The sequence below is a fragment of the Massilia eurypsychrophila genome (assembly GCF_002760655.1).
In the GTDB taxonomy this organism is placed as follows: Bacteria; Pseudomonadota; Gammaproteobacteria; order Burkholderiales; family Burkholderiaceae_D; genus JAFCUW01.
Map to the genome: position 1 here is coordinate 1 of NZ_PDOC01000031.1, position 20,124 is coordinate 20,124.

Consider the following 20,124-nt stretch of genomic DNA (forward strand, 5'->3'; position numbering starts at 1 on the left):
GGCGCCAGCGCCCGCCGCCGCCGCCGCCGCCGCCGCCGCCGCCGCCGCCGCCGCCGCTGCGCCCGCCGCCGCACCTGCTGCCGCCGGCGCCACCAGCACCGTCGAAGTGAAGGTGCCCGACATCGGCGACTTCAAGGAAGTCGAAGTCATCGACCTGATGGTCAAGCCAGGCGACACGATCAAGGTCGACCAGTCGCTGATCACGGTTGAATCGGACAAGGCCAGCATGGAGATCCCGTCGTCGCACGCCGGCGTAGTCAAGGAAATGAAGGTCAAGGTCGGCGACAAGGTCGCAATGGGATCGATCGTATTGGTGATCGAGAGCGCCGGCGCCGGCGCACCTGCTGCCGCGGCGCCTGCTGCTGCTCCGGCACCAGCGGCCGCCGCTCCGGCACCCGCCGCGGCGCCGGCTGCAGCTACAGCGGCGCCAGCACCGGCCGCTTCCTCTGCCGCGCAAGTCGATGCGTCGAAGGCGCACGCGTCGCCATCGATCCGCAAGTTTGCCCGCGAGCTCGGTGTGAATCTTGGCCTGGTCGGCGGCAGCGGTCCGAAAGGCCGCATCACGCAGGAAGACGTGCAGAAGTTCGTCAAGGGCGTGCTGGCCGAATCGGCGTCGCCATCTGCCAAGCCGGCTGTGGGCGGGGGCACCGGGGTCGGTCTCGACCTGCTGCCATGGCCGTCGCTCGACTTCAGCAAGTTCGGCCCGACCGAACTGCTGCCGCTGTCGCGCATCAAGAAGATCAGCGGCCCGAACCTGCATCGCAACTGGGTGATGATCCCGCACGTGACGACCTTCGACGAAGCGGACGTCACCGACCTGGAGCAGTTCCGCGTCGATTCGAACGCCGCGCTGGCCAAGCAGAAGTCGGCCGTCAAGCTGACCATGCTTGCCTTTGTGATCAAGGCAAGCGTCGCTGCGCTCAAGAAGTTTCCACAGTTCAACGCGTCGCTCAGCGGAGATGGCGCAAGTCTGATCCTGAAGCAGTATTACAACATCGGCTTTGCGGCCGATACCCCGAACGGCCTGATGGTCCCGGTGGTCAAGGATGCGGACAAGAAGACGGTATCGCAGATCGCCACCGAAATGGGCGAGCTGTCGGCCCAGGCGCGCGACGGCAAGCTGAGCCCGGCGAACATGCAGGGCGCAACCTTCACCATCTCGTCGCTGGGCGGCATTGGCGGCACGGGGTTCACGCCGATCATCAATGCACCGGAGCTGGCGATCCTCGGCCTGTCGAAGTCGGCCATGAAGCCGGTATGGGACGGCAAGGCCTTCCAGCCGCGCCTGATGCTGCCGCTGTCGCTGTCGTACGACCACCGGGTGATCGATGGCGCCGGCGCTGCACGCTTCGCCGCCTACCTGGCCGAGGTGCTGGCCGACCTGCGCAAAACCCTGCTGTGATTGGAGCGCATGATGAGCACAATTGAAGTGAAGGTCCCGAACATCGGCGACTTCAAGGAAGTGGAAGTAATCGAAGTGATGGTCAAGCCGGGCGACACGATCAAGGTCGACCAGTCGCTGATCACGGTCGAATCGGACAAGGCCAGCATGGAGATCCCGGCCAGCCACGCCGGCGTGGTGAAGGAAGTGAAGGTCAACGTCGGCGACAAGGTGGCCGAAGGCTCGCTGCTGCTGGTGCTGGAAGAAGGCGCAAGCGCAGGTGGAGGCACGGCTGCGCCGGCTGCCGCCGCGGTCAGTCCGCCGGCCACCGCCGGCGCCCCGGCGCCAACGTCGAACACCGAATCGTACGCTCCGGCTGCACCTGCGCCGGCTGCCGCCAAGGCGGCAACGCCGGCGCCGAATGCGGGCAGCTACGCCGGCAAGGTCGACGTCGAATGCGAGATGATGGTGCTCGGCGCCGGCCCTGGCGGTTATTCGGCGGCGTTCCGTTCGGCCGACCTGGGCATGGACACGGTGCTGATCGAGCGCTATGCCACGCTGGGCGGCGTGTGCCTGAACGTTGGCTGCATTCCGTCGAAGGCGCTGCTGCATGTGGCGGCCATGATCGATGAAGCGGCGTCGATGGCCAAGCACGGCGTCACGTTCGCCCAGCCGAACGTCGACATCGACGGCCTGCGCGCGTACAAGGATACAGTGGTCGGCAAGATGACCGGCGGCCTGGCCGGCATGGCCAAGGCGCGCAAGGTCAATGTGGTGCAGGGCGTCGGCCAGTTCGTCAGCCCGAACCATATCGAAGTGACCGCGGGCGACGGCAGCAAGAAGGTCATCGGTTTCAAGAAGGCGATCATCGCCGCCGGTTCTTCGGTGGTGAAGCTGCCGTTCGTGCCGGAAGATCCGCGCATCGTCGATTCGACCGGCGCGCTGGAGCTGCGTGGCATTCCAAAGAAGATGCTGGTCATCGGAGGCGGCATCATCGGCCTCGAGATGGCGCACGTGTACTCCACGCTGGGCGCGCGCATCGACGTCGTCGAGATGATGGATGGCCTGATGCAGGGCCCGGACCGCGACATGGTCAAGGTCTGGCAGAAGTTCAACGAGCACCGCTTCGACAAGATCATGACCAAGACCAAGACGGTGGGCGTGGAAGCGCTGGCCGAAGGAATCAAGGTCAGCTTCGAAGCGGCGGAGGCGGGGGCTGCGGCGCCGGAGCCGCAGTTGTACGACATGGTGCTGGTGGCGGTCGGGCGCAGCCCGAACGGCGGCAAGATCGCGGCCGACAAGGCCGGCGTGACGGTGACTGAGCGCGGCTTCATTGCGGTCGATGGCCAGATGCGCACCAACGTGCCGCACATTTTCGCCATCGGCGACCTGGTGGGCCAGCCGATGCTGGCGCACAAGGCGGTGCATGAGGCGCACGTCGCGGCAGAAGCGGCGCACGGCGAGAAGTCCTTCTTCGACGTGAAGGTGATCCCGTCGGTGGCGTACACCGATCCGGAAGTGGCGTGGGTCGGCATCACCGAAGAAGAAGCGAAGGCGAAGGGCATCAAGCTGGAGAAGGGGCACTTCCCGTGGGCGGCGAGCGGGCGCGCGGTGGCCAATGGCCGCGACGAAGGCTTCACCAAGCTGCTGTTCGACGCCGAGACGCACCGCATCGTCGGCGGCGGCATCGTCGGCACGCACGCCGGCGACATGATCGGCGAGATCGCGCTGGCAATCGAGATGGGCGCCGACGGCGTCGATATCGGCAAGACGATCCACCCGCACCCGACGCTGGGGGAATCGATCGGCATGGCGGCCGAAGTGTACGAAGGCGTGTGCACCGATCTGCCGCCGCCGCGCAAGCGCTAAGTTCGGCGCAAGTGCAAAAAAAGCCGGGACGCGTCCCGGCTTTTCTATTTACAGACGGCGTCCTTACCCATCGACGCGGGGGGCGATGTCCAGCAGCGCCGCGGGTTGTCTGACCTGGCTGAGCCACTCCAGCGCCGCGTCGGCCTCGAGGGGGCCGGCCAAAAGGTAACCCTGGAACGCGGTGCAGTCTACGTCGAGCAGGAATTTTGCCTGTTCAATGCGCTCGACCCCTTCGGCCGTCACGTTCAGCCGCAGCTCGTGCGCCAGCGCCACCACCGCACGCGTGACGGCATTCGCATCCGGGTGGTGCGGAATTTCGTGCAAAAAGCTTTGGTCGAGTTTCAAGGATGTGACCGGCAACGAGCGCAAGTAACTGAGCGACGAATAGCCAGTGCCGAAATCGTCGAGCACAATCGAAAAGCCCTGCGAGCGCAGCGACTCGAGTACGCCGCTGCGGCTGCGGTCGGCCTCGATTGCTTCGTGTTCGGTCAGTTCGAGCGCGATGTCGGCCGGCGCCAGTGAAAATTGTTCCAGGTTGGTCGCAATCGCGCTGAGGTAATCGGGCCGCAGAAGTTCCGGGGCGCAGGTATTGATGGCGATGTTTATCTGGCCTATTCCGGCCGACCGCCAGCGATGCAGCTGGCGACACGACTCGCTGAACACCCATTTGCCGATATCGGCAATCAGGCCTTTTTCTTTTGCCAGCTCGATCACCTCGTTTACCGGATAGGCGGCCAACGGCGAATTCGGCAGCCGCAGCAGCGCTTCCATGGCGATGGTGCTGCCCGACCGCATGTCGACGATCGGCTGGTAGACGAGGGCAAAGGACTTTTCGCGCGTGATGCGGCGCAGTTCGGCCAGGTCGCTGTTGCGCTGGTGTGCAGCGCAATCGAGCGCCGGCGTGAAGTAGTGGAAGCAGTTGCGCCCCTCCGCCTTGGCCTGATACAGGGCCAGGTCGGCCTTCTTCGATAGCTCGTCCGAATCAATGGCGTCGGACGGATAAACCGCAATGCCGATGCTGGCGCTGATGTGGACTTCGCGCCCGGCAATCAAGAATGGCTTCGACAGCACATCGAGCAATTTTTCCGCGACCACACCGCCGGCAGTATCGGCGCCCGGGCTTAACTGCAGCATGGCGAACTCGTCGCCGCCGAGCCTGGCAACGACATCGCTTCCACGCCTGGTCTTGTCGATCCGGGCAGCCGCTTCGTGCAGCACGCGGTCGCCGGCATCGTGTCCCAGTGTATCGTTGACCTCCTTGAAGCGGTCGAGGTCAATGAGCAGCAACTGCAGAGTCTGGCGGTTGCGCGACGCGAGCGCGATCATTTCCTCGCGGTGGCGCTCGAACGTGGCGCGGTTTGACAGGCCGGTCAGGGTATCCATGGTTGCCAGGCGGCGCATCTCGTCGTCGGCCCGTTTCTGGTCGGTGATATCGCGCAGGATTTTCAGATAGCCGACCACTTGATCGGTGTAGTCGCGAATCGGGGTGAGGATGCCGTCCGCCCAGAAACGGCTGCCGCTCTTGCGGGTGTGCCAGCGGAAATCGACGGCGCGTCCGGAGCGGGTGGCCACTTCCCGTTCACGCTGCGGTACCTCGGCGGCGATATCCTCGGGTGTGAACACCGCGGCAATGTTACTGCCAATCATTTCATCAGCCGAGAAGCCGAAGATTGAGGTCGCGCCGGCGCCCCAGCTGGTGACGGTGCCGTCGAGATTGGTAGTCATGAGGGCGAAATCGGACACGGTCCCGTACAGGTGCCGGACCAATAGCCCAGGATCGAGGGAATGCATATAAGATCGACGGTAGCTGGGGAGGGTTTCGTGGTCCGACTCCGCCAGTTGTCGCAAGTTCAACACACGGCGAAATTAGCGCAGGGCGCTGCGGTAGAACAGGTCGAGCCGCTTTTCGAGCGCAGCCAATTCCTCTTCGCGCGTCTCGACTCCTGGGGCGAACAGCATGCGTGAGTAGAAGTCGCCGATGACGCAATTGAGCAGGTGCACCGGCAGCAGCGTGACGTCGACGTCGTCGCGCAGTTGCGCGCGGATGTCGGGGCGCTCGAAAAAACGCGTCAGCATGTCGCGCGTCTGCTTCGGACCAGCCTCGTAAAACGTCTGCGCCAGCTCGATGTTGCCCGGCGCGTCGGCAATCACCATGCGCGCCATGCTCAGCGCTTCGGGCGCCATCACCAGGTCGAGGAAGTGGGCGCCGAAATCGCTGACGATCTGCTTGAGCGGGCGCTGGTCGGCGTCCATGTCGTGCGTGTTGAAGAAACGCTCGCGGTTGGCCACCAGCACCGCATTGAGCAGGCCGGCCTTGCCGCCGAACTTGACGTAGATGGTGCGCACCGCCACATGCGCTTCGCGCGCCAGCATCTCCAGGCTGACCTGGCGGTAGCCGTGCTTGAGGAACAGGCGTCCCGCGGTGTGGATCAGGTCGTGCAGGCGCGCCTCGCGCTCGCTGCTGCGGGGACGGCCGGCGCATTTCGGACAAGACGATGTACTTGCGTCGTTGGAATCGGTATTCATGGTCAAACTGTAGCCCAAGTTAAAATGAAATGCAATCGTTTCATTTCTTGACTTGCCAAAAAATCTGTCGAATAATGCGCTACCGCCTTTTCATTTTTCTATTCGGAGTTGTTCCATGTCAGCCACTTCCACCAAGCCCGAGCCAACGCCGCTAGTCGTCGTCGATTCCGCCGCCGCTCCCGCCGGCACGCCGCCGAACCGGCGCCTGATCGGCATCGTGGTGGTGATCGCGCTGATTGCAGTGGGCATCGGCGGGCGCATGTGGTACAGCAGCCATTATTTTGTCGAGACCGAGAATGCCTACGTGTCCGGTCACGTGCACCCGGTGTCGTCGCGTGTGGCCGGCGTCGTCACGCGCGTGGTGGTCGAGGATAACCAGCGCGTCAAGGCCGGCGACGTCATCGCCGAACTCGACCCGGCCGACCAGCGCGTCAAGGTCGAGCAGATCGAGGCGCAGATCGCCAGCGCCGAGCAGCAGGTGCTGCAGGCCGAGGCGACCATTGCCCAGGTCAAGGCGCAGGCCAGCGGCGCGCAGGCGCAGGTGGCGCAGTCGCAGGCGCAGCTGCAGCGCACCAGGCAGGACGCCGACCGTTACGGCCAGCTGTACAACACGCAGATGAAGGCCGTCTCGAAGGCCGAACTCGATGCGGCCAACGCCGCCCGCGCCGGCGCCACCGCCGACCTGGCCGCGCGCCGCGACAACGTGCTCGCCGCGCAGGCGCAGATCACCGCCGCCGGGTCCGGGCGCGATGTGCTCAAGGCCCAGGTCAAGGTGCTGCAGACGCAGCTCAAGGACGCGCGCCAGCAGCTGGCCTACAACCAGATCATCGCGCCCGTGGCCGGGCGAATCGGCAAGCGCAGCGTGGAAGTTGGCGCGCGCGTCCAGCCTGGCCAGCAGCTTGCCGCGATCGTGCAGGACGAGGTATGGATTACCGCGAACTTCAAAGAGACCCAGCTGGCCGGCATCGTGCCCGGACAAGCTGTACACGTGGTCGTCGACGCCATGCCGGACCATCCGCTGGTCGGGCGCGTCGACAGCTTCTCGCCGGCGTCGGGCAACCAGTTCGCGCTGCTGCCGGCCGATAACGCGACCGGTAACTTCACCAAGGTGGTCCAGCGCGTGCCGGTGAAAATCGTGCTGCTGCCGGAGGATGTGCGCCAGCTGGCCGGGCGTCTGGTGCCGGGCATGTCGGCGCTGGCCGAAATCGAATTGCGCCAGAAAGCGGCGCCGGCAGCCCACGCGGCCGCGCCGGTCGCAGCCGCCACCCGCTAAGCGGAAACCCATGAGCAGCACAACCTACAAAGCGCCGGCCGCCGTTGCCGAGCAGGTCGACATGCGCACGTGGATTGCGGTCGCCGCCGGCATGCTCGGCGCCTTCATGGCGGTGCTCGACATCCAGATCACCAACTCGTCGCTGAAGGACATCCTCGGCACGCTGTCGGCCACGCAGGAAGAGGGCTCGTGGATCTCGACTGCCTACCTGTGCGCCGAAATCGTCGTCATACCGCTCGCCGCGCTGCTGGTGCGCGTGTTTACCATGCGCGGCTACATGATCGGTACCACCGCCGCATTCCTGGTGTTCTCCACCTTGTGCGGCTGGGCGTGGAACCTCGAGAGCATGATCGTGTTCCGCATGCTGCAGGGCTTCACCGGCGGCGCGCTGATTCCGATGGCGATGACCCTGGTGATGGTCAAACTGCCGCCGTCGAAGCGCGCGGCCGGCATGGCCGTCTTCGGCCTGACCGCCACGCTGGCGCCGACGATGGGACCGACCCTGGGCGGCTACTTGTCCGAACTGTATGGCTGGCCGTCGATCTTCTACATCAACTGGGTGCCCGGCCTGCTGCTGATCCTCGGCGTCTGGTGGGGGCTCGACAAGGAGAAGATCGAGCTGAAACTGCTGGCGCAGGCCGACTGGATCGGCATCGCCTTCATGGCGGTGGGCCTGGGTTGCCTGACCATCTTCCTGGAAGAGGGCAATTCGAAGGACTGGTTCGATTCGAGCTTCATCATTACCTTCGCCGCGCTGGCGCTGGTGGGCATCGTCGGCTGGGTCAGTACCAGCATGGTGCGCGCCGAACCGTTCGTCAACCTGCGGCTGTACGGCGAGCGCAACTTCCTCGTCGCCACCGCGCTGTCGGCGTGCGTCGGCATGGGCCTGTACGGCGCCTCGTTCCTGCTGCCGCTGTACCTGGGCCAGATCGCCGGCTACACGCCGATGCAGATCGGCCTGGTCATCATGTGGGCCGGCCTGCCGCAGCTGCTGGTGATGCCGATCGCCGCGGCGCTGTCGTCGAAGGTCGACAACCGCATCCTGTGTTCGTTCGGGCTGGCGCTGTTTGGCATCTCGTGCCTGATGAATTCGTACATGGACTTCACCACCGGCTACGACCAGCTGATCTGGTCGCAGGTGGTGCGCGCGCTGGGCGTACCGTTCATCATGCTGACCTTGTCGAATTTCGCCATGCAGGGCATCGCGCCGCGCGACATGGCATCTGCGTCGAGCTTGTTCAACATGACGCGCAACCTCGGCGGCTCGGTCGGCATCGCCATGCTGGCCACCACGCTGACCAATCGCGAGCACTTCCACTCGGCGCGCCTGGGCGAGTCGATTTCGATCTACGCCACCGCCACCCAGCAGCGCATCGAACAGCTGACGCAGGCGTTCGTCGCCAGCGGCGTCGATGCAGTCACCGCCGGCAACCAGGCGCTCGCGGTGCTCGACCGGATCGTGCGGCGCGAGTCGTACGTGATGGCCTACAACGACGGCTTCGTGATCATGGGTTACGTGCTGCTTGGCTGTATCGCGGTGCTCTGGTTTGCCAACAAGGTCAAGTCGCCTTCCGGCGCCGGCGCCGGCGCCCACTAAACAAGATAATGAGAATGACCATGAAGAAGTCCTTTGCACCAAGCGCGCTGGCGCTGTCGATCCTGGCGCTGACAGGTTGCGCCACCGTCGGATCCGATTTTTCAGAGCCGAAGTCGGCGCAGGCGGCGGCGTACCGCCACCTGGACGCGGCCAAACTCGATAGCGCGCGCCTGCCGGCCGAGTGGTGGACCGTGTTCAACGACCCGATCCTCAACGAGCTCGAACAGGTGGCGGTGCGCGGCAACCCGGGCGTCAAGGCCAGCGCGCAGCGCCTGCTGCAGGCGCAGGCGCAGCTTGGCGTGTTCCGCGCGGCGCAGGCGCCGACGCTGAACGTCAACGCCTCGGCCGCCAATTCGCGCACCTCGGCCGAAACGTCGCAGTCGCTGGCGCTGGGCGGCCGCTCGATCAAGGGCAACAACTTCGCGCTCGGCGCCTCGCTGTCGTACGAGCTTGACCTGTGGGGCCGGGTGCAGCGCGTGGTCGAAGCGGCCGATGCGCAGGCGCTGGCGGCGCAGGACGACCGCGATGGCGTCATCGTGCTGCTGTCGGCACAGGTGGCGGCGAACTACTGGCAGCTGCGCGGGCTCGACGCCGAGATGGCGATCCTGAAAAGCGCGCTTGGCACCCGCCGCGAGTCCGAGCAGCTGGTCGAGGCGCGCTTTAACGCCGGCCTGTCGAACGAACTGGATCTGTCGCGCGCGCGGGTCGAGCGCTTTAACGCCGAAGCGGACCTGCACGAAGTGCAGCGCCAGCGCAACCTGCTCGAACACAGTCTGGCGACCCTGGCCGGCATGACGCCGTCGGCGCCGCTGATCGCGTCGATCGGCAACGCTGCCTTGCCGCAGCCGCCGGCCATTCCGGTCGGCCTGCCGGCCAGCCTGCTGTCGCAGCGGCCCGACCTGGCCGCCAGCGTGGCGCTGCTGCGTTCGGCCAATGCGCAGGTCGGCGTGGCCGAAGGCGCGTTCTATCCGTCGCTGAGCCTGACGGGCAATTTCGGCGTCGCCTCGGAGAGCCTGCGCGAGCTGGCCAGCGGCAGTGCGCGCCAGTTCTCGGTCGGCCCGCTGGCGCTGTCGCTGCCGGTATTCGACGGTGGCCGCAACAAGGCCAACCTGGCCGTGTCGCGGGCACGCTACGAGGAGGCGGTGGCCAATCACGAGGGCCGGCTGTTGACGGCGCTGCGTGAAGTGGAGGACGCGCTGTCGGACGTGCAGCAGCGCCGGCGCCAGGGCGAAGTGCAGGCGCAGGCGCAGCAGGCCGCGGCGCGCGCTTACCTGGTAGCGCAGGCGCGCTACGAGCGCGGCGTATCGAACTACCTGGACGTGACGGATGCGCAGCGCAGTTCGCTGACGGCCGATCGCGCCGCGGCGCAGATCCGCACGCAGCGCTTGCTGGCGGCGGTGGCGGTGGCGCGCGCGCTCGGCGCCGGCTGGACGCAGCAGGCGCCGCTGGCGACGATCGCGCAGGCGCCGCCGGCGCGCCAATAAGTCCGTTGTAGGGGTCTGACCCCTTACAATGGGGGCCTCGCATTCTTTTCCCCCAAAGGACCCATGAAGAATCTCCTCGCCCCGATCATCCTGATGGTCGCCGCCGGCGCTGCCGGCGCTGCCGACACCTCCGCCGCCCAACTCGATGCGATGGCCAGGCGCTTCGCGCCGGTCAACCTGACGGCCGACACGTCGGCGCTGTCGGCCGGCGACAAGGCTGCCATCGTCAAGCTGATCGAGGCGGCGAAGATCATCGACACGCTGCAGCTGCGCCAGCGCTGGGCGGACAACGAGGCACTGTGGGCGGGGTTGAACAAGGACCAGTCGGCACTGGGCAAGGCGCGCCAACGCTACTTCTGGCTCAACAAGGGGCCGTGGTCTATCATCGACGGCAACCAGTCGTTCATGCCGGCCGAATACGCCGGCATCAAGATCCCCGCCAAGAAGCCGGACGGCGCCAACTTCTATCCGGCCGGCGCCAGCAAGGCGGCTCTCGAGGCGTGGATGAACGCACTGCCGGCCAAGGACAAGGAGCAGGCGCAGTGGTTCTTCACCACCATCCGCACCGGCGCCGACGGCAAGTTCAAGACGGTGAAGTATTCGGACGAATACCGCGCCGACCTCGAGAAGCTGTCGGCCTTGCTCAAGCAAGCGGCGGCGGCGACCGATAACGCCTCGCTGAAGAAATTCCTCAACCTGCGCGCCGACGCTTTCCTGTCGAACGACTACCTGGCGTCGGACTTCGCGTGGATGGATCTCGATTCGCCGGTCGACGTCACGATCGGCCCGTACGAGACCTACAACGATGAGCTGTTCGGCTACAAGGCCGCGTTCGAAGCCTACGTCAACGTGCGCGACCCGAAGGAGACCAAGAAGCTCGACTTCTTCGGCAAGCACATGCAGGAACTGGAAGACAACCTGCCGCTCGACAAAAAGTACCGCAATCCGAAGGTGGGCGCGCTGGCGCCGATGGTGGTGGTCAACCAGGTGTACGGCGCCGGCGACGGCAACATGGGCGTGCAGACGGCCGCCTACAACCTGCCCAACGACGAGCGCATCATCAGCCAGCGCGGCTCGAAGCGCGTGATGCTCAAGAACGTGCAGGAAGCGAAATTCAAATCGACGCTAACGCCGATCGCAAAGATCGTGCTGCGCCCCGACGCCCAGAAGGACGTCGACTTCGACAGCTTCTTCACGCATATCCTCGCCCACGAGATTACCCACGGCCTGGGCCCGCACATCACCAACAACGGTGGCAAGCCGTCGACGCCGCGACAGGACCTGAAGGACACCTATTCGACCATCGAGGAAGCCAAGGCCGACGTCACCGGCTTGTGGGCGCTGACGCACATGATGGCGAAGGGCCAGCTGAAGGACACGCTGGGGCAGGGCGCACTGGCCGAGCGCAAGCTGTACAACACGTTCCTGGCGTCGGCCTTTCGCACCTTGCATTTCGGGCTGACCGATTCGCACGCGCGCGGCATGGCGATCCAGGTCAACTACCTGCTCGACGCGGGCGGCTTCATCTCGCATGGCGACGGCACCTTCGCGGTCGACTTCAAGAAGATCGGCCAGGCGGTGATGGACCTGGACCGCGAGTTCCTCACGATCGAGGCGACGGGCGACTATGCGCGCGCGAAAGCGATGATGACGAAGTACGTGGTGATCCGTCCGGACGTGCGAAAGGCGCTCGACAAGATGAAGCAGTCGGTGCCGAACGACATTCGTCCCACTTTTACAACAGCCGCCGCGCTGACGACGGCTGCGCCGGCAAAATAAGTTTTCATGCATCGCCGACAAGGGCCGCTGGCGTTTTCGCAGCGGCCCTTTGCATGGGCGCGTGCAATTGCCTCACGACGCGGGCTACCAATCTTTTCATTGTAATAATCTAATGCATATTTGTTCAGGCGCGTTATACAACATGGCTCTTTTCGTTGTGATAGAGTACCAAAAGTTGCTTTCAGGAACATCATTCCCGGCATCAGTACATGCGTTCCGCAACCCCGGAGTTCGTCCCTCTACAAGAGCATAGAATGAAAAAATCCAGCATGACAATTGGCCGGCGCCTTGGCCTCGGCTTCGGCGCGGTCTTCCTGTTGATGATCGCCCTGGTGGCGATGGCGGTCAGCCGCGTCAACAGCATCGACAACAGCCTGAGCCGTATCAACGACGTCAACAACGTCAAACAGCGCTACGCCATCAATTTTCGCGGCAGCGTGCACGACCGCGCCATCGCACTGCGCGACGTCGTGCTGGCGGCCGATGCCGGCGCCGTCGGCGTCCAGGTCGAGCTGATCAAAAAGCTGGCCGACAACTACGCCAAGTCGGCCGCGCCGCTCGACGCGCTGTTTGCCGGCGCCGTGTCGGCCGACGAGAAAGCGGCGCTGGCCGGCATCAAGGAAGTCGAACGCAAGACCCAGCCAATGATCGACAAGGTGATTGCGCTGCGGCTGGCCGACAGCACGGCCGAAGCGAGCGATCTGCTGGCCAAGCAGGCTTCGCCGGCCTTCGTCGAGTGGCTTGCCAGCGTCAACAAACTGATCGACCTCGAAGAAGCGCTGAACAAGACCGAGGCCGACAGCGCGCGCGCGGTGTCGCAATCGTTCCTGCTGTGGATGCTGGCGCTGTCGGCCGTCGCGCTCGCCGCCGGCACGGTAGCGGCCTGGTTCATCAGTCGCGGCTTGCTGCGCCAGCTCGGCGGCCAGCCCGATTACGCCGCCGCCATCGTCGGCAGCATTGCCGCCGGCGACCTGTCGATTCCGATCGACACCCGCGCCGGCGACGACTCGAGCCTGCTGTTTGCGATGCAAGGCATGCGCAACAGCCTGGTCGACATCGTCAGCCAGGTGCGCGCCGGCACTGGCACCATCAATACCGCCTCGAGCGAAATTGCCGCCGGCAACCTCGACTTGTCGGCGCGCACCGAAAGCCAGGCCGGCACGCTCGAAGAGACGGCGTCGTCGATGGAAGAACTCACCGGCACCGTGCGCCAGAATGCCGACAATGCGCGCCAGGCCAACGTGCTGGCGCTGTCGGCCTCCGAAGTGGCGGTCAAGGGCGGCGCGGTGGTGGCCCAGGTGGTCGAGACGATGGCAAGCATCAACGAGTCGTCGAAGAAAATTGTCGACATCATCGGCGTGATCGACAGCATTGCATTCCAGACCAATATCCTCGCGCTGAACGCCGCCGTCGAAGCGGCGCGCGCCGGCGAACAGGGGCGCGGCTTTGCCGTAGTCGCCAGCGAAGTGCGCAACCTGGCACAGCGCTCGGCCGCCGCGGCGCAGGAAATCAAGACGCTGATCGGCAATTCGGTCGAGCGCGTCGACGTCGGCGCCCGCCTGGTCGACCAGGCCGGCAGCACGATGCAGGAAATCGTCACCAGCGTGGCGCGCGTGACCGACATCATGGGCGAGATCGCGCTGGCCAGCCAGGAGCAGATCGCCGGCATCGAACAGGTCAACCTGGCGATCGGCGAAATGGATGAAGTGACCCAGCAAAACGCCGCGCTGGTGGAGCAGGCCGGCGCCGCCGCGACCTCGCTCAACGACGAGGCGGCGGCGCTGGCGCGGGTGGTCAGCGTGTTCAACCTGGGCGATGCAGCGGCGTCGGCGCCGGTGGCAAAGCCGGGCATGTTGCGCGCCGCCCCGGCATCGCCGCGGTCGAAGGCGCCGGCCCCGAAGCGGCTCGCGGCGGCCAGGCAGAACAGCGACGAATGGGAAACGTTTTGATGGCAGGCGAATAACACATGTTCGTTATTGGTTTTTCCACACAGAAATATATATTGATCTGAAAGGGTAAGGAGCGCTAAAGAAGTGCCGATAGGCATGTATGGTCTTCGCAAGGATACTGACATGCTCAAGCAACTTCTGATCGCCGCGCTCGCCCTCGTCGTCACCGCTGCCCCGGCGCACGCCGGCGCCAGCCTGACCGCCCAGGAAGCCCGGTGGCTCGCCGCCGCCGGACCGGTGCTGGCATATTCGCAACGCCTCAAACTCCCGATCGACATCATCGTCCAGCCGCAGGCGCGTCCGGGCGACGTGCCGTTCGCGATGGGTTACGACGGCACGCGCTGCAAGCTGGTGCTGTCGATGCGCGGCAATCCGGGCGCCGAGACGATTCTCGAGACGGTGCCGGAAGAACGCCGCGGCGTGCTGATCGAGGCGATGACGGCGCACGAAGTGGGCCATTGCTGGCGTTACGTCTACGGCGTGTGGCACGCCTTGCCGGCCGGATTTGTCGACACCGGCGAGCCGCGCGTCGGCAGCGACGCTTTGCTGGCCGCGGCGAAATCCATGCGCGAAGGCCGCCGCGAGGAGGGCTTCGCCGACCTGGTGGCGCTGGCGTGGATCGCGCGCAATCATCCCGGCAGTTATGGCGAAGTGCATGGCTGGCTGGAAACGGTGCGCAGCAAGCCGCCGACGCAGGGCAGCGCGCACGATACGCACGCCTGGGTAGCTCTGGCGCGCGAGCCGGCCGCGTTCGGCCGCGCCGCGACCGTGTTCGACGACGTCGCCGGCTTGTGGACCGAGGGCCTGCTGATTGCCAACAGGCGTTAGATTCTTCGCAAGCAGTTACGATCTGACAGGGTGGTTTTTTCGACAAGCGTTCGTTGTCGCACAGATAAGCTTCGGGTTACGGCGTTAAATACCGTCACTTACAACAAACACTCGAGGGATCACCCATGAAAACCACGATTCTCGCCACGTTGCTGGCCACCGCGGTCAGCGCAAGCTTTGCAGCGGCTCCGACCGCCAACCAAGATACTGCGACTTATCGCAATGTGACCGCCAAGGCCGCCGCTGACTACAAGGCCGCCGCCGCCCAATGCACCAGCATGACCGGCAGCGCCAAGAGCATCTGCACCGAGGAAGCGAAAGCGGCCCGCGCCCGCGCCGATGCCGACGCCGTAGCGCAGTACAACAACACCGCCAAGGGGCGCGTCAAGGCGCGCACCATGCTGGCCCACGCCGACTATGGACTGGCCAAGGCCAAGTGCGCGGACATGACCGGCGCCGACAAGAGCGCCTGCCTGTCCACCGCCGCTTCGGCGCACACCGCCGCCCTGGCCGATGCCAAGGCTGACCGCGCTGTCGCCAGCACCGATGGCGCCAATCCCGTTACCACCACCGCCACGCGCGACGCCAACAAGGCCGCCGCTGTCGACAAGTGCGCGCAGATCGCCGGCGGCTCGAAAACCGGTTGCCTGATCGACAACAAGACCGGCGAAGTGACCACCCTCGGCGGCGCCGGCACCACCGCCGCTACGACGGCGCCTGGCACGGTTGCCAACCGCACCGCCAATGCGGTCGACAATGCCGCCGACAAAACGCGCAGTGCCGCAGCCGTTGCCGCCGAAAAGACCCGCAACGCCGCGTCGACGGCCGTCGAAAAAACCAAGGAAGTGGCAGCGAACGTGGCCGACAAGACCCGTAACGCCGCCGCTGCGGTGGCCAACAAGACCGACCGCGCAACCGACAACGTGGCCGACAGCTCTACCGTACGCAAGGGCAGCGCCGTGGTGGCCGACTCGGTCATCACGACCAAGGTCAAGGCCGACATTTTCAAGGAGCCTGAACTGAAATCGATGGCGATCCACGTCGAGACCGAAAAAGGCGTGGTCATGCTGAGCGGCTTCGTCGATTCGAAAGCCGATGCCGACAAGGCTGTGGCCCTGGCCAAGAGCGTTGAAGGCGTGTCGAACGTGAAGAGCGCAATCAAGGTCAAGTAATACGAACAGCAGGCAGTAGCAACAGAGCCCGCCGGTGACGCAAGTTGCCGCGCGGGCTCTGGTCGTTTCCGGCGCTGGCGGTAATCGCCATGCGGCCCACTATCCCACTATTACGGTCCGCCCCAAGGTATAATTTTCCGGTGAATAAACTCGAAACCTTTGGACTCATTGCCGCCCAGGCCGAACGTGGGGAAATTATCTTCCCGACCAGCGTGAATGCCGCGCTCCGCCTGCAACTTGCGCTGGACAATCCCGACTGCCATATCGAAGACGCGATCAAGCTCGTGCTCGGCGAACCGCAGCTGGCCGCCCGTACTGTGGCGCTGGCCAACTCGGCCGCCTTCAACCGCAATGGCGAGGCGACGGTGACGAACGTGCGCGCGGCGGTGATGCGGATCGGCTACCGCAACCTGCAAATGCTCGTGGCAGGGCTGGTGGTGCGCCAGTTCGGCAGCCGCATCATCGACCCGGAACTGCGTTTCAAGGCCGAACAGTTGTGGGAGCACACCGCCCACGTGGCCGCGCTGGCGCAGGTGTTCGCCCGCCGCGTCACCTTCATCAATCCCGATACGGCGCTGTTTGCCGCCATCGTGCACGAAGTGGGTGGCTTCTATCTGCTGTCGCGCGCCGATGAATTTCCCGGCCTGCTCGACGCCGACCCGGAAAACTGGATCCAGCTGTGCGAGGAAGTGGTCAGCCGCGAGGTGATGCGCAAGCTGTCGATTCCCGATTCGGTCGTCGCGGCCATCCAGAGCCTGCGAAGCGGCCTGCTGGGAATGCCGCCAAGTACCTTGCTCGACACGCTGCTGCTGGCCAACCAGTTCGCCCCGGTGCAGTCGCCACTGGCGGCGCCAGCCGATCCGCAACGCATTTCCGAAGATTCCGCCCTCGACTTCGTGTTAAACCAGCAAACGCTGGAAAACATCCAGAAAGAGTCGGCCGAGGAATATCGCTTGATGAGCGCTGCCTTGCTGGTCTGATCCTGCCGGTCGCGCACTGCCGGCCATCCTTCCTCCTTCGTTCCACTGCCCGATACCGACGGTTCGCTTCATCGGCGTGCGTGTGTGCAAACTTACTATTTATTGCAATTAATTTTCCGTTCTGAATCGGACGGTGCCTCCTTGCATGTTAAGTTCTGCTATCGCAACAGTTTCTATCGTGCAGCGGTCTCAGCGGACAGCATGCTAGCATTGGTGAAGATATAAAAATATCAATCTTTCAAGAGGTGGCATCATGAACAAAACACGGCTCGGAACAGTCTCTCTGCGCTCCTTCGCCGCTGTCGGCCTGGCGCTGACAGTACTCAGTGGCTGCGGTGGTGGTGGCGGCGGCGGCGCCAGCGTGGGTGGCGCGGTGCCTGGCGCGCCGGCGCCGGTGACCGCAGCGCCGACCGCCGTGCTGCTGGACCCGGTTTCCCTCGAAACCTATGCCGGCCTCGACGCGCGGATCCGCGCCCAGTTCAGCATCGATGTCGACCCTGCCACGGTCAACCAGAGCACCGTTGTGCTGCTGCAAGGTACCGTCAACGTACCGGCGACGGTGGTGTTGAACGGTCGCGACGTCGACATCAAGCCACTGGCGCCGCTCGATATGACGCGGCCGTATACAGTGCTGCTGACCACCGGCATCCGCAGCCATGGGGGCGTCGCAATGGCGCAGGAAGCGCGCTGGAACTTCCTGTCGATTCCGCCGGCAGCCGACGTTACGACGGCGGACCTGTTTGCCACTACCGCGCCGCTGGCGGTCACGGTTGGTGACGTCAACGGCGATGGCCGCGCCGACGTCGTTTCCGTACGCTCGGGAGGCGCGGTGACCGATACGTTGACGGTGTATGTGCAGGGTGCGGACGGCGGGCTGACGCAGCCCGTTGGCTACAAGATGAGTTCGCCAAACTGCATCCCGACCGCGGTCAAACTGGGCGACTTTAACAAGGACGGCAAGAACGACGTGGTCGTTTCCACGTTGGGCGACCGCCCCGACGCCGTGTGCGGCATGCAGGTGTTCGTCCAAAACGCGACGGGGCAGCTGACCGCGCCGCAATTGCTGCCGACCGGCGACGCCTACCGCGTCAAGCTGGTTGACATCAATCGCGATGGGTTGCTCGACATGGTCGGCGCCGGCTTCAACACCGCCTCTGTCAGCGTGTTCCTGCAACGCTCGGCCGGCGTCTTTGCACCGGCGGCATCGTATCCGGTCGACACCGGCACCGACGACATGGCGCTTGGCGACGTCAATAACGACGGCCGGGTCGACATCGTCCAGATGCGCGGACAGAACCGTGGCACGCCGCAGTTTTCAGTGCTGGCGCAAAAGGCCGATGCCACCTTCGCGGCGGCGAAATACTATGACCTGCCTCCACCGTTCGTCACAACCGGCGTGCTCGGCAACCTGGCCGTGGGCGACATCAACGAGGACGGCCTGGCCGATGTGGTCGTCAGCGTTACCGCCAACAAGCCGCTCGCACGGATGATCACGTTCTATCAGGATGCCCAGGGTGAATTGAAGGCGGGCGTTCCTCTCGCTTCGCCAGAACTTCCTGGCCCGACGCAGATCAGCGACCTCAACGCTGACGGCAGAAACGACATCGTCGTGGTGAATCGCGAATTGAACACCGTCACGGTGTACTACGGGCAACCTCGTAAAGAGGCGCTGGTAGGTTGGTTGTACAAGGTCCCGTTCACTGCCGACCACCCGGACGCGCTCGCCGTTGGTGACATCGATGGCGATGGCGACAGCGATATCGTCATGGCGACCAGCCGGGGCCTGATATTCATGAAGATGAACCTCAAGGCGCCTGTGGCGGCGCCGAAATAGCGCTTCACTGCGCAGGCCCCGGCAGCCATTGAGCCGCCAGATGGCAAAAAGCCCGCGAATAATCTTCGCGGGCTTTTGCTTTTTTCAGCGCGTCATGCGTGCGCCAGATTGTTCTTGTGCGCCGAAAAAATATCCCACATCGCGATGAATAGCGCAGCGACCACCGGGCCGATGACGAAGCCGTTCAGGCCGAAGATGGCCATGCCGCCGATGGTCGAGATGAGCACGAGGTAGTCCGGCATCTTGATGTCCTTGCCAACCAGGATAGGGCGCAGGATATTGTCGACCAGGCCAATGACGATCACGCCGAACGCAATCAGCGCCACGCCTTTCCAGACGGCGCCCGTGATCAGGAAATAGACGGCTACCGGCGCCCAGACGATGGCCGCGCCAACTGCCGGCAGCAACGAGAAGAACGCCATCACCACCGCCCACAGCAGCGCCCCCTGCACGCCGAGTACCCAGAAGGCGAGGCCGCCGAGCGCACCCTGGGCGCCGGCGACGAGGAAGTTACCCTTCACGGTGGCCTTGATCACGGTGGTGAACTTGTCGAACAGCAGTTGCTTGTTCTCGTTGCTGAGCGGGATGGCGCGCTGGATGCGCGCGGCCAGCGGGGCGCCATCTTTCAGCAGGAAAAACAGCAGGTACAGCATGACGAAGGAACTGACGACGAAGTCGAACGCATTCATGCCGATGGCGAGCACATTGGTCGCGACAAATTTGCTGCCCTGCATCGCCGCGTCAGACAGCCTGCTCTGCAGCGTGGCGATGTTGTCCATGCCGAAGCGGGCCATGATGTTGTGCGCCCACGACGGCAGCGCGTTGAAGACATTTTGCAGAACTACGCTGACATCGATCTCGCGCGACGCCACCTTTTGATACACCGCCGTGCCTTCCTGCGCCAGCGAAATGGCGATCAGAATCATCGGAAAAATCACCACGACGAGGCATATGGCGAGCGTCGTCAGCGCGGCCAGGACCGGCCGGTGCGTGCCCATCTTGCGCGAGATGGTGCGATGGAAGGGTGTGAACAGGATGGCCAGCACCGCGCCCCAGAAAATGGCGCCGAAATATGGCATCAGGATATAGGCAAACGCGACGGTCACGAGGACCAGCAGCAGGAGGAACGTTTTCGCCTGGAGTTCAGGATGGTTCATGTAGGGGAGAAGGAAGTAGAGATGGGCACAGGATACATCAATGCACTGGCACGAATGGCAATGTTTTTTGGGATCGTTGGTTGGCTGATGCCCGCCGACGGCACGCCGGCAGGCATCGGTGCTCAAATGGAAGGAAAGTTTTACCAGCGGAAGAGCCTGATGATCAATTGCAGCCATTTGATCAGTTCTTGGAAACTATCGCCCACTAAGGGGACATGTGCCAGCAATTCAGTCATGAGAATGCTCCGATCATAAGTTTTCCGGCGACGGCGCCGCGCGGAGTTCAACTGTAAGC

Annotated in this window: 14 protein-coding genes; 11 read left to right on the forward strand and 3 right to left on the reverse strand. The window is 64.4% G+C overall.

The features are described 5' to 3' along the window. On the forward strand, positions 1-1,402 hold a 1,402-nt coding region (aceF, locus tag CR105_RS25220; protein WP_099793401.1), incomplete at its 5' end, for a dihydrolipoyllysine-residue acetyltransferase. A gap of 12 nt (positions 1,403-1,414) precedes the next feature. Beyond that, positions 1,415-3,250, forward strand: coding sequence for a dihydrolipoyl dehydrogenase (gene lpdA, locus CR105_RS25225; RefSeq protein WP_099793451.1), 1,836 nt, complete (start codon positions 1,415-1,417; stop codon positions 3,248-3,250). A 63-nt stretch (positions 3,251-3,313) separates the two neighbouring features. Here lpdA and CR105_RS25230 read toward each other — a convergent pair whose 3' ends face one another. Together CR105_RS25230 and CR105_RS25235 are read right to left on the reverse strand one after the other, a co-directional pair. Then, positions 3,314-5,041, reverse strand: coding sequence for a putative bifunctional diguanylate cyclase/phosphodiesterase (locus tag CR105_RS25230; protein WP_099793403.1), 1,728 nt, complete (start codon positions 5,039-5,041; stop codon positions 3,314-3,316). A 75-nt stretch (positions 5,042-5,116) separates the two neighbouring features. Next, positions 5,117-5,776, reverse strand: coding sequence for a TetR/AcrR family transcriptional regulator (locus CR105_RS25235; RefSeq protein ID WP_099793453.1), 660 nt, complete (start codon positions 5,774-5,776; stop codon positions 5,117-5,119). Positions 5,777-5,891: 115 nt separating this feature from the next. On the opposite strand from CR105_RS25235, the gene CR105_RS25240 reads away from it, so the two are divergent. From CR105_RS25240 to CR105_RS25280, 9 genes are all read left to right on the forward strand, one after another. After that, complete coding sequence (locus tag CR105_RS25240; protein ID WP_099793405.1) at positions 5,892-7,049, forward strand: HlyD family secretion protein; 1,158 nt, start codon at positions 5,892-5,894, stop codon at positions 7,047-7,049. A gap of 10 nt (positions 7,050-7,059) precedes the next feature. Beyond that, the gene (locus CR105_RS25245; RefSeq protein ID WP_099793407.1) at positions 7,060-8,646 is read left to right on the forward strand and encodes a DHA2 family efflux MFS transporter permease subunit; all 1,587 of its coding nucleotides are present in this window, start codon (positions 7,060-7,062) and stop codon (positions 8,644-8,646) included. A 20-nt stretch (positions 8,647-8,666) separates the two neighbouring features. After that, entirely contained in the window at positions 8,667-10,130 is a 1,464-nt protein-coding gene (locus CR105_RS25250; protein WP_099793409.1) for an efflux transporter outer membrane subunit, read from the forward strand. A 63-nt stretch (positions 10,131-10,193) separates the two neighbouring features. Then, a complete protein-coding gene (locus CR105_RS25255) occupies positions 10,194-11,909 on the forward strand; it encodes a DUF8614 domain-containing protein (RefSeq protein ID WP_099793411.1) in 1,716 nt (571 codons plus the stop codon). Between the two features lie 254 nt (positions 11,910-12,163). Next, positions 12,164-13,858, forward strand: coding sequence for a methyl-accepting chemotaxis protein (locus CR105_RS25260; RefSeq protein ID WP_099793413.1), 1,695 nt, complete (start codon positions 12,164-12,166; stop codon positions 13,856-13,858). A 123-nt stretch (positions 13,859-13,981) separates the two neighbouring features. After that, positions 13,982-14,686: a hypothetical protein gene (locus tag CR105_RS25265; RefSeq protein WP_099793415.1), complete on the forward strand. Its 705-nt coding sequence runs from the start codon at positions 13,982-13,984 to the stop codon at positions 14,684-14,686. Between the two features lie 125 nt (positions 14,687-14,811). Then, positions 14,812-15,858 carry a BON domain-containing protein gene (locus tag CR105_RS28740; RefSeq protein ID WP_229414125.1) on the forward strand — a complete coding sequence of 349 codons (1,047 nt, stop codon included), beginning with the start codon at positions 14,812-14,814 and terminating at the stop codon, positions 15,856-15,858. 140 nt (positions 15,859-15,998) lie between these two features. Next, complete coding sequence (locus tag CR105_RS25275) at positions 15,999-16,838, forward strand: HDOD domain-containing protein (protein ID WP_229414126.1); 840 nt, start codon at positions 15,999-16,001, stop codon at positions 16,836-16,838. A 253-nt stretch (positions 16,839-17,091) separates the two neighbouring features. Beyond that, entirely contained in the window at positions 17,092-18,672 is a 1,581-nt protein-coding gene (locus CR105_RS25280; protein ID WP_099793417.1) for an FG-GAP-like repeat-containing protein, read from the forward strand. Between the two features lie 92 nt (positions 18,673-18,764). Here CR105_RS25280 and CR105_RS25285 read toward each other — a convergent pair whose 3' ends face one another. Then, the gene (locus CR105_RS25285; RefSeq protein ID WP_099793419.1) at positions 18,765-19,829 is read right to left on the reverse strand and encodes an AI-2E family transporter; all 1,065 of its coding nucleotides are present in this window, start codon (positions 19,827-19,829) and stop codon (positions 18,765-18,767) included. Positions 19,830-20,124: the final 295 nt, after the last annotated feature.

Excerpts from the sequence above, each read along its gene's own strand:
- CR105_RS25245 (WP_099793407.1), top strand. The coding sequence starts at position 7,060 with ATGAGCAGCACAACCTACAAAGCGCCGGCCGCCGTTGCCGAGCAGGTC.
- CR105_RS25280 (WP_099793417.1), top strand. The coding sequence starts at position 17,092 with ATGAACAAAACACGGCTCGGAACAGTCTCTCTGCGCTCCTTCGCCGCT.
- CR105_RS25265 (WP_099793415.1), top strand. The coding sequence starts at position 13,982 with ATGCTCAAGCAACTTCTGATCGCCGCGCTCGCCCTCGTCGTCACCGCT.
- CR105_RS25255 (WP_099793411.1), top strand. The coding sequence starts at position 10,194 with ATGAAGAATCTCCTCGCCCCGATCATCCTGATGGTCGCCGCCGGCGCT.
- CR105_RS25230 (WP_099793403.1), bottom strand. The coding sequence starts at position 5,041 with ATGCATTCCCTCGATCCTGGGCTATTGGTCCGGCACCTGTACGGGACC.
- CR105_RS25235 (WP_099793453.1), bottom strand. The coding sequence starts at position 5,776 with ATGAATACCGATTCCAACGACGCAAGTACATCGTCTTGTCCGAAATGC.
- lpdA (WP_099793451.1), top strand. The coding sequence starts at position 1,415 with ATGAGCACAATTGAAGTGAAGGTCCCGAACATCGGCGACTTCAAGGAA.
- CR105_RS25285 (WP_099793419.1), bottom strand. The coding sequence starts at position 19,829 with ATGAACCATCCTGAACTCCAGGCGAAAACGTTCCTCCTGCTGCTGGTC.
- CR105_RS25250 (WP_099793409.1), top strand. The coding sequence starts at position 8,667 with ATGAAGAAGTCCTTTGCACCAAGCGCGCTGGCGCTGTCGATCCTGGCG.
- CR105_RS25240 (WP_099793405.1), top strand. The coding sequence starts at position 5,892 with ATGTCAGCCACTTCCACCAAGCCCGAGCCAACGCCGCTAGTCGTCGTC.
- CR105_RS25260 (WP_099793413.1), top strand. The coding sequence starts at position 12,164 with ATGAAAAAATCCAGCATGACAATTGGCCGGCGCCTTGGCCTCGGCTTC.
- CR105_RS28740 (WP_229414125.1), top strand. The coding sequence starts at position 14,812 with ATGAAAACCACGATTCTCGCCACGTTGCTGGCCACCGCGGTCAGCGCA.